Origin of the sequence: Candidatus Nitrosopumilus sp. (assembly GCF_040878665.1) — an archaeon.
GTDB lineage: Archaea > Thermoproteota > Nitrososphaeria > Nitrososphaerales > Nitrosopumilaceae > Nitrosopumilus.
Genome location: NZ_JBBDLU010000009.1, coordinates 22,494 through 33,688 on the forward strand (window position 1 = coordinate 22,494; position 11,195 = coordinate 33,688).

Sequence of the window (11,195 nt, forward strand, 5' to 3'; positions counted from 1 at the left end):
TCTAGGAAGTTCAAAACAGTATGATTTGTTGGAAATTTGTTTTATTCCAAAATTATAATCAACATTATGCAAAATGCAACAACACATCGAGTGAAACTGTTAAGGGGTTATGGCATTGGAATTACTTTAAAAGACAATCAAATAGTTTTAAAAAACGGCAGACATTTTTACGAAAAAGAGCACGAAATAGAATCTTATTTTCCATCTCGATTCCCGTATCAAAGAATAGTCATTTCTGGAAGAGGCATCCTCTCTACTGAATCAATAAAGTCATTATCTGAAAATAATGTAAATATCATTTTGACTGATTCGTATGGAAATGCAGTATCATCGATGAATTTCCCTATGGTCTCAGGGATTGGTTCGAGAAATAGAATGAGTCAGTACGATACGTTTCGAGATGATACCAAAGCAACCTATCTTCAAAGACAGTTACTGCATGCCAAGTTTGAAAGCCAGATCAGATTTTTATCCAGTCTGAATGAAGATTGTACAAAGGTCATCTCAACTCTCAAAGAACAACAAAGAATCATTCCAAATCTTGATTTGAGAAAAATGGTTACTGTCGAAGCTCATGTGAGTAGAGAATATTTCAAACTGTATACTAGTTTCTTTGATGAAAAATATGGTTTTGATTCAAGGCGTGGATTTGTAGGAAATACAAAACAAAATGCAACTGATGTGATTAACGCACTTTTGAATTACGGCTATACAGTTCTAGCTGGAGAAATTACCAAACAGATTGTAGGAATTGGTCTTGATCCGTACTATTCATTTTATCACAAAAATCATGAATCTTTCCAATCGCTAACTTATGACTTGATTGAGCCATTCCGATGGATTGTGGAAAAGACTGTGTATAGGCTAGGCAATGCCAAAAACAAGAAACTGCAAATCAAGAAAACTGACTATATCAAACACGATAAATCAGGCATGGTTTTATTGGATACCGAACTGGTCAAAAAGTTCTTAGAGATGCTTGAAGTTGATTTTAGAAAGACTAGAGAGTATGATAGGAAAAACGGCATGAAAAAAGAAAATGGGTTGTCTAATTGTGCTGAAATTACAATAGTCAAAATAGTGATTCAGAATTTATCTGACTTTTGTAATGGCAAAAGTGATGAGTTTAGAATCTAATTTTTTCTTTGTCTACAGGTAAACCTATAAGAAAATCATCAAACATTATATTCATCGGTATCAGGTTCATCAACATTATCTTCATTATCATCTAAAAACAAGTTCTCAGATTCATCATCAGGTTGAATAAAGTCACATTCGTCATTTAATGGATTTCCTTGGTCATCTACTTTGAATACATTTTGGAGTGGAACTTTTTTAATGTAATCATGCGAAGATGAAGAAGTATTACCACAATGTCCACAAGTTAATTTATCTACAACTTTTCTTTCACATTTAGGACAAGTTCTTACATCCATACATTTTCTATAAGAATTATGAACTTAAGTATATTGAAAATTAAAAAATTAAGATGTTTTTCTTCGTTTTTTTATTTCTTCTTCTATTTTACCAAGCAAAATAGATAGTTCAGAAAGCACAATTTTTTGGTTTTTAACTGCCCATAATGTTCTATATTGAGGAGCTATCTGTGTCCTAGGTGTTAACTCTCTTTTGATTTTCTCACGCGTGTCTTTCAAATCATCATGAGATAATTTATCTAAATTCTTAGTATGTTCTTTAACATTTTTTTTAACTGTTTTTTCAAGTTTCTTTGAATCCAGTTTGCTTAAATCATCTAAAGACACTCCAGTACATGGGATTTCTTTGTTCATAATTCCATAAGGGCTAGTTCGTTTAGCATTTTTTATTCTGAACTTATCTAATATTCCCATACTGTCTCTAACTATTTTATGAACTTAAGCGTATTGGAGTTTTATCGTCTATGTCTTCTAGAATTTGATTTATGTGGAGTTCTTCTTGATGTTTTTCTAGATGGACTTCTTCTTTGAGATGGTCTAGATTTAATGTGAATATCTCTAACAGTTCCACCGTCTTTCAAATTTTCTTCTATTCGTTTCTTGATAGCATCTTCATTACTTTTCATTTGATGATGAAATTTACACAACATCTGACAATTTGATAATGTATTATCATCTCTACCCTTGATATGATCAAATTCAAAATATTCAGTATTGGTACAATGTGGAATGGCACATCTATTATGTTGAATTTTTCTAATTGCTTCCTTGACGGTAGCGGGAAAATTATTACGGGGGATTTGATAATCTAATTGATCTTCTGATTTAGCAAATTGTTTTAGGTATTCATAATCTGGATCATTTTTATCTAGAATGTCTCGCATGATTAAATATTTTGCAAGTTTTAAATCAGAAAATTTTCCTTGTATTCGATAATGTGAAAAATATAACATATAATCAGTATGAGAAATTTTATATCCAAATTTTTGGATTAAGTTATATTCTGAATCAAAAAGTCTAGTTCCTTCTCTTGGGTATTTTCCAATGACTTTTTGACAAATGTCTTTTAACTCTCTGGAATCCATCGTCTTGATAATTCGTGAAAGTTTGTTGTGTAATTTTTCGGCATGTTTTTCATAATCTGTTTTTTTGAAAAACCCCATAATCTATCTCAATTATTTATGAACTTAAGCATTTGCTAATCTACACAATTTTTGGCATAATCCACAATACGCTTAAGTCGCGATAATTCAGAATGGGATTATGGGCATTATATCTGACATTGGAGATGGACTAGGTTTAGGTCTCAAGTATGGTTTGCTTGGAATTGTTATACTAGTTTTGATTTTTGGAGTAATTATTCCATTATTTCAAAATAATGTGATTCAAGATAATGCTGAAAATATCAAAGACGTTGTAATAGAACAAGCTCCAAATATTTTGAAAGCAGGAGTTGATTATTGTGAGGCTAAAGATATTGGAATTAATCAAATTCTAATTTCAGGTATTCATGATCAAATGTTACTCAATGCAAAAGGTAAAGCAAAAGAGATTTTGGATAAATGGACAATCACTCAAACAGTAACTGCTTGTGAAGTGGTAATATTAGATGATGTTTTACAAAAAGATGGTACAGAAAAAATTTGGAGAAATCAAATAGGATTAACACAAGCAATGAAGAATATTCAAGGGTGCACATTGATTGCGTGTATTGATGAATACAAAATTATCGAATATCTAAAACAGTAAAAGTTTAGAATGTAAGGTTCAACTTTCATCTAGTTGTTTCTTTAGTTTATCATATTCTTCTTTTGTTATTTCTCCATTGACTAATCTATCTTTCAAATGCCCTCTACGTTTTGCATCTCCAATTGGAAGTTTCTTTAAAATTTTAATAATAATTATTATTATTGCTACGATTATGCCTATAATTATTGCAATAATAATTCCAACTCCCAGAATACTCTGTAAAAAAGTATGTTCCAACATACAATTCTAAATTTTTATATGAACTTAAGCGTATTGAAATTTATCTTCCAATAAAATAAAAAACATACAAAATTGATGAAGCGGTAACTGACATTCCTGTGATTATCACTAGTTCATTTCTTGAAAATACGCTTGCTCTAAAACTCACAAATTTTCTTCAAAGATAGTGAACTTAAGCGTGTTGGAAATCCTTGAAAACTTGAAATCAATAAAAGATTAATGACAAAAACTCAAAATTCATTCAAGATTCTAAAACTGGCAAATGTACTCAGAAAACTTGGTAAAATGAAGGTAAAAGGGTATGAATCAACTATTGCCATGCCTCCAGATGACAATTTTACCAGACTATTAAGAAGGATGAGAGAAGTACAACAAGAAGAAAACAAGATTCTTGAAAAACTGATTGAATTAATCACATCAGAATACAAGACAAAATGTAGACATCCCAAAAAAATGCATGATGCCGATCCTAATGGAATAGTATACTGTATGCAATGCGGAGAGGATGTTTAACTCTCAATTTTTTTAATTGAAATCACTACAAGAAATTAGGATAATAAAGATTCCAATTCGGAGTTTGATATTGTCTTGTGATAAGAAGTCTTATGCGGATATTGGACAATAGAAACGATTTCGTCAATAAATTGATCTAATTTAGAATATAGTTCATTAAAAAATTGATTCGGATTATCTTCAATAAAAGCAATTTTAGTTCCAATTACTTCTGGTACATTTTTTTGGGGCTGTTCGGGAGAATATTTTTGGAAGATTATGCGAAATAGTAACGATGTTTTTGTTTCTGTCCCTCTAACTGCATGACGATTAATAATTGGATTATGGGCAATGAAATTTCTTAATTCTCTTAACAAAAATAACGATGAATTGGTAAAATCAAATTGTGATGTTTGTTCAACAGGATTCGAGAAATATTTGTTGATTATTTGTATGACTTTATTTTGTTCATCTACAGAAGAATCTAATTTATTTCTTAATTTATAGATGGTAATATCATCAAACCATAAGCCACTTCTATTTACACCAACCGTATTTTTTATTGGAGAACTTGTAGATTCAACAGTCTTTGTCACATATTTGCTAGAGGTGATAGGTTGTTCAAAAAATAAATTTATTTTAAAAGCCAAGTTTTCTATTGTTGAATTTGAAAAAAACAAAAAGGATTCAACATTTGACTCTAATTTTGTGTGTTGAATATCAAAGTCAAGGGATACTTGTGAGGGAATTTTCAAAAGAAAATGTTTGGCCAGACACATTTTAAAATCTACTTGGTCTAACATCAATTTTCTAGCATCTTCATTTGTAAATGATATAGAAGTCATGGTATGGAATTAGTTCCTTTTAATCTCAAATACTCATCAATCATCTCAATCATATTTGCTTACTTTCAATATGACATTTAAGTTCTTCACGGCATACCAGTATCAAAATCAACAGTTAGCCTTTACGTGTGTTTTGTATGTGTTTTCCCATATGTTCCCATTTGTATTTCTCTTGATAATCTATTAGTGGTTGGTGTAAGGAATCAGAATATTTTGTATTCATAACTTTTTCAAAATTACTTTCATACCATTCTGAAAGTATTATTTCAAATATTGACTCATCATCATCATGTTTTGTACGATTTAGTTTTGAAATTAAATTTTTTACAGATAATTTTTCAGCACTTTGTTTTAATGCATAAATTAATTCAAAGATTTTTACATCCAAATTGTCTCTGATAATTTTTGTTAGTTTTTCATCCTTAAACAATACTAAGAAAATATATTTTCCACGATTAGTTAATGTCCACAATCTATTTTGACTTATTTTAAAAAGAATTTCATTTGCAGATTCGTCATGTTTCTGACATTGTTTACATTCCATCCAAGCTAATCTTCCCAGCACATGATCTTTTTCATATGGAAAATAGTCTTTTCGTTTAAAATCTGGTTTTGATTTATTTCTAATCATTGCCTGATGGTTATTTTCTAATATTTCAAGTGACGATTGTATTGAATCAGCAGAAACTACAAATTGTGAAGATTTTTTGCAATGCATACATTTATGATCTGAATTTACAACAATTCGATACTCTTCAACATATCCTAATTTTTTGAGAAACTCCATAGTTATTTTTGTATCATGGTGATTGTTCACAGTGGCATCTGAAATCATTTTTGTCGTGGGAAATCTGTGTATCTCAAGATACTTGATAATTTTTACCGCTGTTCTGTAATTATTTCTTGGATAGTAGAATTTTCTTCTCAATTTTGGGTAATCGAGTTTTTTGACTGGTTTTGTTTTTCTCTCATGCATAAATAGGCACAGAGTTAGGTCATCGAGTTTTCTAATTAAAACTACCTAACAGCAAACAAGCAAAATCATTCATTGAACAAGCAAAAATCATTAAAAAATACAAAGAAAATCAGTCGTTCAAATGCTGTAACTACTGATTTTGGTACAAGGAAAATTAGCAGTCAAAATTTTTCAAAGGTGATTGCAATTCCAAAAACAGCACTAGCAAATCTAGGACGTTCATCTACAATGAATGTAGAACTAGTACAAGAAAACGGAGAGAAATTTCTCAAACTGTCTCTCAAAAAAGGAGGCAAAAGAAAATGAGTACAGAACCAATTCCATACATCAAGTGGGGTGATTATACATCTCATGATGAGAATAATCCCGATGTTTTGGAAATCAAAGTCTCTGATCTTGTTACATTTGACACGGAATATTCTGTAAACGTTCAAGTGTTACTAAAAACAGTAAATGGACTAGAATACAGGATTCTTCCTCTCAAGTCCAATACATCTCTAAATGCATCACTGTTTAATCAGTGGAGCAAAGGAGTAAGAGAAAAGAAGATCAAAAAAGATACCAGATTCAAGTTATTTACTTGGATTGGAGAGTCCAAAAATGGTTTTCCAATTAGACGGTTCAGGACGAACCTCTAATTTTTTGGTGATACTAATGAATGAAAAAATAAAAAAACTACAACAAAGACTAGTTGCTCTGAGAATATTTCCAAACAACAAGGAAGTAAAGATACTGCGAGAAAGAATAAAAAAACAACTTGCAAGACTAGAAAAACAAATTCCAAAGAAAAGCAAATCAAAAAAAGAACCAAACCAATCTCGGTCTGGAAAACTGAAAAGATATCACAACTATATCAGACAAATAAGAAACAACTATCCAAATTTGTCATATGGTGAAATTCGCAAACAACTAACCAAGAGACGTCAAGGAAAACCAAGCAAGATACCTGATGTGATATGGCAGACTCCATCGGGATAACTGATTACAAGGATCTCTCAAAGTTATACACGGGGCGAACACAAAACAGAGACCTTGCACAAACCTATCTGCATGACATCCATGGCGTAGACACTGAGACTTGGAATGGCGACATATTCCTAATTGCCGACTCTGATGGGCGATATTTGGATAAAATTACGCCTAATTCAGTCATTAATTTCCTCTTTTCAAAGAAATTTGAGAATGCTTGGAATTTCTTTTACAATATAGAGTATGATGCAGGGGTGATTCTAAAACTATTAGGAAATAGACTGAATATCTTCAAAACTACTAAAAATCTTCATTTCACATATAATGATTATACTCTAGATTACATCCCAAAAAAGAGGCTACGCGTATCCAAAGGTCATCACTCTCGAATATTTTTTGACATTGCACAATTTTACCAATCCAGTCTGGTTGACGCATATCAAAAAAATATCAGAAAACTAGACGAGCAATACCTTGCAATGAAAGATAAACGAGACCAGTTCTCACCTACGTACTATAGAAGGCACACAAACAAAGTAAGACAATACTGTATTGATGACTGCATCATGACAAAAGAACTCTCACAGCATTGGGTGAAAATATTTCATGATGCATTTTTGTTTTATCCAAAGAGATGGATTAGCTCAGGATACTTGGCAGAAAAGGTTCTATTCAATCATGGAATTGATATCCCAAAGTTCAACTCCATACCATATCCAATTCAAGACTTGGCGTACCGTTCAAGTTTTGGTGGTCGCTTTGAGATTCTAAAACGTGGGTTTATTGGAAAAGCGTATCTATATGATATTAATTCTGCATACCCTAACGCATTTTCAAATATTCCTGATCTAAACAATGGCAAATGGTTGCATAGAAAATCAGTACATCAAGATGCAAAGATTGGATTTTTTAGAATATTGGCAGACATTCCTGATGAAAAATATATTCCAGCATTTCCATTTAAGGCAAATGGAACTGTACTTTTTCCATCAGGCAAATTTGAGACATATGTTACATTGCCAGAATTACTTGCATGTGAAAAAAAATGGTACAAGATTCTAGACTCTTTTCAATTTATTCCAAAAACAAATCATTTACCATATCGAGAATTTATTGAAAATTTATATGAAAAAAGAATGACATTAAAAAAACAAAACAATCCAATGCAGTTACCATTAAAGATAATTCTCAACGCGATATACGGAAAGACAGGTGCAAATACTAACAGGATATCTGGAAATATCTTCATCCCTGTAATTTTTTCACATATCACGGGATACACACGTGCACAACTATACAACATGGTAAAAGAGCATGGAATTGAGCGTGATGTAGTGTTTTTTGCTACAGATTCTATCTGTTCTACGCGTAAATTGGACATAGATTCTACTAAACTAGGTGAATTTTCATTTGATAATGAGGCAGATGACGTAGAGGTGTTACAAAATGGAATTTATCGATTCAATTCATGGAAAAAGAGGGGTCTTGGAAAACTAAATGGCAAGGATATTGAGCATCTGGATACATTTGAGAAGGATGGAAAGTTATTCATAAAATATCTGGAGAAAAGAAACACTACTCTAAAGATGGCAATAATTCAAAATAAAATCTCAGATATTGGAAAGATAAAACCAAAAGTCAAGGAAATCAATATCAATGCAGACAGAAAGAGACAATGGGTTGAAAAACTAACTGGAATCAATGATGGATCATTCAATGATTCAATGCCGTTATCACTAAACTGGATAAGTAAAGATAACATCTAGTTTTGAAATATTGAAATAAAATTTATTTTGAAATTATTTCAAAATTAGGTGATTTAAAAATTTTTATAAAATTTTACTATAATTCAATCATTATAAAATAACCCTTAAAACAATATTCTGTGCGTAATTATGAAATCATTTCAATATTATTATAAAATCAGGCATGAAATTTTACTAAAATCATTTTAAAATCAGGCGTGAATTTTGATAATATGCAAAACAATATTGTTTCATTTAGAAATTATTTTATTTTAAAGTTATTTTTAGCATCTGTAATGTCAAAATTAAACTACATCCATTGACTTTATGTTTTGATCATTCGTTGTTGTAATTGTAAAACATTAGCACATTCGTTGATTGTTTTAATTCGTTGATTTAATGCGGTTTTCAGGCGTGAATGACGCTATTTTTTGTGTATTGTTACAATGATAAAAAGAAAAAATACAAAGATTGTGTTAATGACTTAATGTTTCACATATAAGCAAATAGAACAACATAGAAAATTTTAAAAAAATCTATTGAAGAATTAACTATTATATTAGAAGAGAAGTTAAAATATTTTTAAAAATATCTAATTGCAAACAAATTTGCTCTCTGTATCTCCTACTTCTGTTAACTCACAAACAAAGGTATTGCCAACTGTTCTCGGTATAATTGCATCATATTTTGCATTTATCTCAAAAGTTAATTCTTTTGAATTCAAAGGCATCTTCACTCTTTCACAATAAGCCTTAGACTCTTGAGCTCCAAGTGTTTGGAAATTAGTAAATGAGTTACATTCTTCACAAATGGCATTTGTGTTTATAGAAACTTGAAAATTACTAGCAGGAATCTCGCCTGAAGGTATTGCCTGCCCTTGATTTTCTATTCTAAAACATACTTGTGACCATAATCGATTATTCTCAGAATATATTGAAATTGGAATATCTTGACCTCCATAAAGTGTAGAATCAGGATGATTCATTGCTATCATAATCGTTGGTGAACTAACAACATAAAATACAAGTCCAAGTATTCCTCCAATTACTACTATGACAATACTTGCATTTGATAGATTACTCATAATATATGAAATGAATAGGGGTATTAAAATCAAAATCTATCACACTAAACGATAATCTTAATTCATGTAGTTACTCTCGAAAAACATGTCAGAACTTTTTGGAAATGATCCTTTTCTTAGAATCGTAAATGAAGAAGTAGAAAAAGTTCTAAAAACACATGAGAATACTGACGGGATTAGAGCAAAGGCAGATGTCTTAACAGATGCCTATGAAAAAGCTCTTCTTCGCTATATTGATCTTGTCAAAAACATGAACAGTGAGACTTTTGATAAATTCATTGATGGTAGAAGAGTTGAAATATCGAAATTAGCTAAAAACAACAGTAATGCTCTTTTAGACACATCTCCTCAAAATACTGATCCAGATTTTAAAAATAGTCTTGCATTGGCAATGGAACCTGAAGACGATTTTATAGACAATGTTGGTAAGAAAATAGAGAAACTGGGTTTAGATGGAAACGATTATTCTAGATTGTTTCTTGTTGATTTTACCTCTAAACTTGAATTATTTCAAATGATGATTGGATATTTTGTAGAAATTTGGCCGTTACTTGAAATTGATGCCATCGTAAGAAAACATTTCAATTCTGATTTTCAATGGCCACTGGCAGTATCTCTTTTAGCAACACAGGAAAATCTTGTAAAGAAAAAACTCATAGATTTAAAAATGACAAAGCCTGAAATCGAACAATTTCTAAAACAAAAAGGAAACAATTTTGCACAACTAGTAGAATTACTTGCTGAGAAAATTCAATCAGATGAAAAGAGAACGGTTAATGTATCTTTTTTCAAATCTTCTGCACTAAGAGAAGTGCGAAATAAAATTGAGCATGGGGGATTTGATATTAAAGTGACTAAAGATGATGTTTTAGGATTATTGGCAGATCTTAAAAAATTTGAAAAAGAACTCTTTCCACAATAATTAAATTTTATCTATGCTGTCTTTCTGGATACAGCACAATTTTACTCACAAAGAGGGGGGATTCCCTTTTTTATTGAACTTCAATCATGGTTTCAGTTCTATCCACGCCAGTGATTTTTTGGATTTGATTTGCCACTTCTTTTATCTGGCCTAGCTCTTTGACCTCAATTATGGCAACTGCATCAAACTGTCCGCTGGTAGGAAAAGAGTCGGTTATAGAAGTAATCTTACGTAATCTAGCAGCTATGAGTTTTTTTGGTGATTTTACTAAAATGATTGCTCTTACCATCCTAAATTAACCTCCACTTCAATCAATGTCTCAGTAGTTACAATCTCTTTGATTTTTTTGAAATCAATTACCATATTATTGATTTCGTCAATATTTCCTTGCAAAAGAACACTAACATCTGCTCTTCCAGAGACAATCATTATCTGTTTTAGAATTTTACGTTTTTTCTTTAAAATTTCAACGACAGAGTCTACTTTACCAGGTTTAACCGTAATCAGACACAATGCACGCATGTATAGTGTATGTTATCGAATCTGATAAAGATTCCTAGTCAAATGCTTCTTGGGAGCGAGCCTCTTCTAAATATGCACGTCTTTCTTCGTTTACTTTTTCTTGATCAATTTCTATATCATCATCAACAATAACAATTCCCATATCATCACTTGGTTCTTCTTTGATTTTTTTGGATTTTCCTTTAGATTTAACGTCTTTAGATGTTGCAGGTGTT

General features: G+C 31.0%; 17 protein-coding genes and 1 pseudogene. 8 read left to right on the plus strand and 10 right to left on the minus strand.

Annotation, left to right across the window (positions count from 1 at the left end):
* Positions 1 to 66 precede the first annotated feature (66 nt).
* Positions 67 to 1,137, plus strand: coding sequence for a CRISPR-associated endonuclease Cas1 (gene cas1, locus WDZ98_RS09685; protein WP_368057932.1), 1,071 nt, complete (start codon positions 67 to 69; stop codon positions 1,135 to 1,137).
* A gap of 38 nt (positions 1,138 to 1,175) precedes the next feature.
* Here cas1 and WDZ98_RS09690 read toward each other — a convergent pair whose 3' ends face one another.
* Genes WDZ98_RS09690 through WDZ98_RS09700 form a run of 3 tightly spaced genes read right to left on the minus strand, consistent with a single transcriptional unit; the run spans position 1,176 to position 2,599 of the window.
* Complete coding sequence (locus WDZ98_RS09690; RefSeq protein WP_368057930.1) at positions 1,176 to 1,436, minus strand: hypothetical protein; 261 nt, start codon at positions 1,434 to 1,436, stop codon at positions 1,176 to 1,178.
* Positions 1,437 to 1,484: 48 nt separating this feature from the next.
* A complete protein-coding gene (locus WDZ98_RS09695; protein WP_368057928.1) occupies positions 1,485 to 1,850 on the minus strand; it encodes a hypothetical protein in 366 nt (121 codons plus the stop codon).
* 41 nt (positions 1,851 to 1,891) lie between these two features.
* Complete coding sequence (locus WDZ98_RS09700) at positions 1,892 to 2,599, minus strand: HNH endonuclease signature motif containing protein (RefSeq protein ID WP_368057926.1); 708 nt, start codon at positions 2,597 to 2,599, stop codon at positions 1,892 to 1,894.
* A 100-nt stretch (positions 2,600 to 2,699) separates the two neighbouring features.
* On the opposite strand from WDZ98_RS09700, the gene WDZ98_RS09705 reads away from it, so the two are divergent.
* Entirely contained in the window at positions 2,700 to 3,185 is a 486-nt protein-coding gene (locus WDZ98_RS09705; protein WP_368057924.1) for a hypothetical protein, read from the plus strand.
* 18 nt (positions 3,186 to 3,203) lie between these two features.
* Here WDZ98_RS09705 and WDZ98_RS09710 read toward each other — a convergent pair whose 3' ends face one another.
* Positions 3,204 to 3,425, minus strand: coding sequence for an SHOCT domain-containing protein (locus tag WDZ98_RS09710; RefSeq protein ID WP_368057922.1), 222 nt, complete (start codon positions 3,423 to 3,425; stop codon positions 3,204 to 3,206).
* Positions 3,426 to 3,644: 219 nt separating this feature from the next.
* Between WDZ98_RS09710 and WDZ98_RS09715 the strand changes: the two genes are divergently transcribed.
* Positions 3,645 to 3,938, plus strand: a complete 294-nt coding sequence (locus WDZ98_RS09715) for a hypothetical protein (RefSeq protein WP_368057920.1) — start codon at positions 3,645 to 3,647, stop codon at positions 3,936 to 3,938.
* A 35-nt stretch (positions 3,939 to 3,973) separates the two neighbouring features.
* Here WDZ98_RS09715 and WDZ98_RS09720 read toward each other — a convergent pair whose 3' ends face one another.
* Entirely contained in the window at positions 3,974 to 4,762 is a 789-nt protein-coding gene (locus WDZ98_RS09720) for a hypothetical protein (RefSeq protein ID WP_368057918.1), read from the minus strand.
* Between the two features lie 115 nt (positions 4,763 to 4,877).
* A complete protein-coding gene (locus tag WDZ98_RS09725; RefSeq protein WP_368057916.1) occupies positions 4,878 to 5,738 on the minus strand; it encodes a hypothetical protein in 861 nt (286 codons plus the stop codon).
* A gap of 72 nt (positions 5,739 to 5,810) precedes the next feature.
* Here WDZ98_RS09725 and WDZ98_RS09730 point away from each other — a divergent pair, with 72 nt between their 5' ends.
* The 4 genes from WDZ98_RS09730 to WDZ98_RS09745 are packed head-to-tail and all read left to right on the plus strand — an operon-like array spanning position 5,811 to position 8,473.
* Entirely contained in the window at positions 5,811 to 6,044 is a 234-nt protein-coding gene (locus tag WDZ98_RS09730; RefSeq protein ID WP_368057914.1) for a hypothetical protein, read from the plus strand.
* A complete protein-coding gene (locus tag WDZ98_RS09735; RefSeq protein WP_368057912.1) occupies positions 6,041 to 6,376 on the plus strand; it encodes a hypothetical protein in 336 nt (111 codons plus the stop codon). The genes WDZ98_RS09730 and WDZ98_RS09735 overlap by 4 nt, the downstream gene beginning before the upstream one ends.
* A 16-nt stretch (positions 6,377 to 6,392) precedes the next feature.
* Complete coding sequence (locus tag WDZ98_RS09740; protein ID WP_368057910.1) at positions 6,393 to 6,716, plus strand: hypothetical protein; 324 nt, start codon at positions 6,393 to 6,395, stop codon at positions 6,714 to 6,716.
* Positions 6,695 to 8,473 (plus strand): DNA polymerase, encoded by a 1,779-nt coding sequence (locus WDZ98_RS09745; RefSeq protein WP_368057908.1) that lies wholly within the window; start codon positions 6,695 to 6,697, stop codon positions 8,471 to 8,473. The genes WDZ98_RS09740 and WDZ98_RS09745 overlap by 22 nt, the downstream gene beginning before the upstream one ends.
* 571 nt (positions 8,474 to 9,044) lie before the next feature.
* Here WDZ98_RS09745 and WDZ98_RS09750 read toward each other — a convergent pair.
* On the minus strand, positions 9,045 to 9,536 hold the full coding sequence (locus WDZ98_RS09750; RefSeq protein WP_368057906.1) for a hypothetical protein: 492 nt from the start codon (positions 9,534 to 9,536) through the stop codon (positions 9,045 to 9,047).
* An 85-nt stretch (positions 9,537 to 9,621) separates the two neighbouring features.
* Here WDZ98_RS09750 and WDZ98_RS09755 point away from each other — a divergent pair, with 85 nt between their 5' ends.
* Positions 9,622 to 10,458 (plus strand): hypothetical protein, encoded by an 837-nt coding sequence (locus tag WDZ98_RS09755; RefSeq protein ID WP_368057904.1) that lies wholly within the window; start codon positions 9,622 to 9,624, stop codon positions 10,456 to 10,458.
* A 70-nt stretch (positions 10,459 to 10,528) separates the two neighbouring features.
* Here the strand turns inward: WDZ98_RS09755 and WDZ98_RS09760 are convergent, their stop codons facing one another.
* The 3 genes and pseudogenes from WDZ98_RS09760 to WDZ98_RS09770 form a co-directional block, all read right to left on the minus strand.
* Entirely contained in the window at positions 10,529 to 10,747 is a 219-nt protein-coding gene (locus tag WDZ98_RS09760; protein ID WP_368057902.1) for an Lrp/AsnC ligand binding domain-containing protein, read from the minus strand.
* Positions 10,741 to 10,980, minus strand: coding sequence for a hypothetical protein (locus tag WDZ98_RS09765; RefSeq protein WP_368057900.1), 240 nt, complete (start codon positions 10,978 to 10,980; stop codon positions 10,741 to 10,743). The genes WDZ98_RS09760 and WDZ98_RS09765 overlap by 7 nt, the downstream gene beginning before the upstream one ends.
* A 34-nt stretch (positions 10,981 to 11,014) precedes the next feature.
* Positions 11,015 to 11,195, minus strand: a pseudogene (locus tag WDZ98_RS09770) (hypothetical protein); the annotation flags it as partial.

What these genes read in the sequence shown, in the direction of transcription:
- WDZ98_RS09755 (WP_368057904.1), top strand. Translation starts at nt 9,622, where the DNA reads ATGTCAGAACTTTTTGGAAATGATCCTTTTCTTAGAATCGTAAATGAA.
- cas1 (WP_368057932.1), top strand. Translation starts at nt 67, where the DNA reads ATGCAAAATGCAACAACACATCGAGTGAAACTGTTAAGGGGTTATGGC.
- WDZ98_RS09700 (WP_368057926.1), bottom strand. Translation starts at nt 2,599, where the DNA reads ATGGGGTTTTTCAAAAAAACAGATTATGAAAAACATGCCGAAAAATTA.
- WDZ98_RS09765 (WP_368057900.1), bottom strand. Translation starts at nt 10,980, where the DNA reads ATGCGTGCATTGTGTCTGATTACGGTTAAACCTGGTAAAGTAGACTCT.
- WDZ98_RS09695 (WP_368057928.1), bottom strand. Translation starts at nt 1,850, where the DNA reads ATGGGAATATTAGATAAGTTCAGAATAAAAAATGCTAAACGAACTAGC.
- WDZ98_RS09690 (WP_368057930.1), bottom strand. Translation starts at nt 1,436, where the DNA reads ATGGATGTAAGAACTTGTCCTAAATGTGAAAGAAAAGTTGTAGATAAA.
- WDZ98_RS09760 (WP_368057902.1), bottom strand. Translation starts at nt 10,747, where the DNA reads ATGGTAAGAGCAATCATTTTAGTAAAATCACCAAAAAAACTCATAGCT.
- WDZ98_RS09740 (WP_368057910.1), top strand. Translation starts at nt 6,393, where the DNA reads ATGAATGAAAAAATAAAAAAACTACAACAAAGACTAGTTGCTCTGAGA.
- WDZ98_RS09710 (WP_368057922.1), bottom strand. Translation starts at nt 3,425, where the DNA reads ATGTTGGAACATACTTTTTTACAGAGTATTCTGGGAGTTGGAATTATT.
- WDZ98_RS09725 (WP_368057916.1), bottom strand. Translation starts at nt 5,738, where the DNA reads ATGCATGAGAGAAAAACAAAACCAGTCAAAAAACTCGATTACCCAAAA.
- WDZ98_RS09750 (WP_368057906.1), bottom strand. Translation starts at nt 9,536, where the DNA reads ATGAGTAATCTATCAAATGCAAGTATTGTCATAGTAGTAATTGGAGGA.
- WDZ98_RS09720 (WP_368057918.1), bottom strand. Translation starts at nt 4,762, where the DNA reads ATGACTTCTATATCATTTACAAATGAAGATGCTAGAAAATTGATGTTA.
- WDZ98_RS09735 (WP_368057912.1), top strand. Translation starts at nt 6,041, where the DNA reads ATGAGTACAGAACCAATTCCATACATCAAGTGGGGTGATTATACATCT.
- WDZ98_RS09705 (WP_368057924.1), top strand. Translation starts at nt 2,700, where the DNA reads ATGGGCATTATATCTGACATTGGAGATGGACTAGGTTTAGGTCTCAAG.
- WDZ98_RS09715 (WP_368057920.1), top strand. Translation starts at nt 3,645, where the DNA reads ATGACAAAAACTCAAAATTCATTCAAGATTCTAAAACTGGCAAATGTA.
- WDZ98_RS09745 (WP_368057908.1), top strand. Translation starts at nt 6,695, where the DNA reads ATGGCAGACTCCATCGGGATAACTGATTACAAGGATCTCTCAAAGTTA.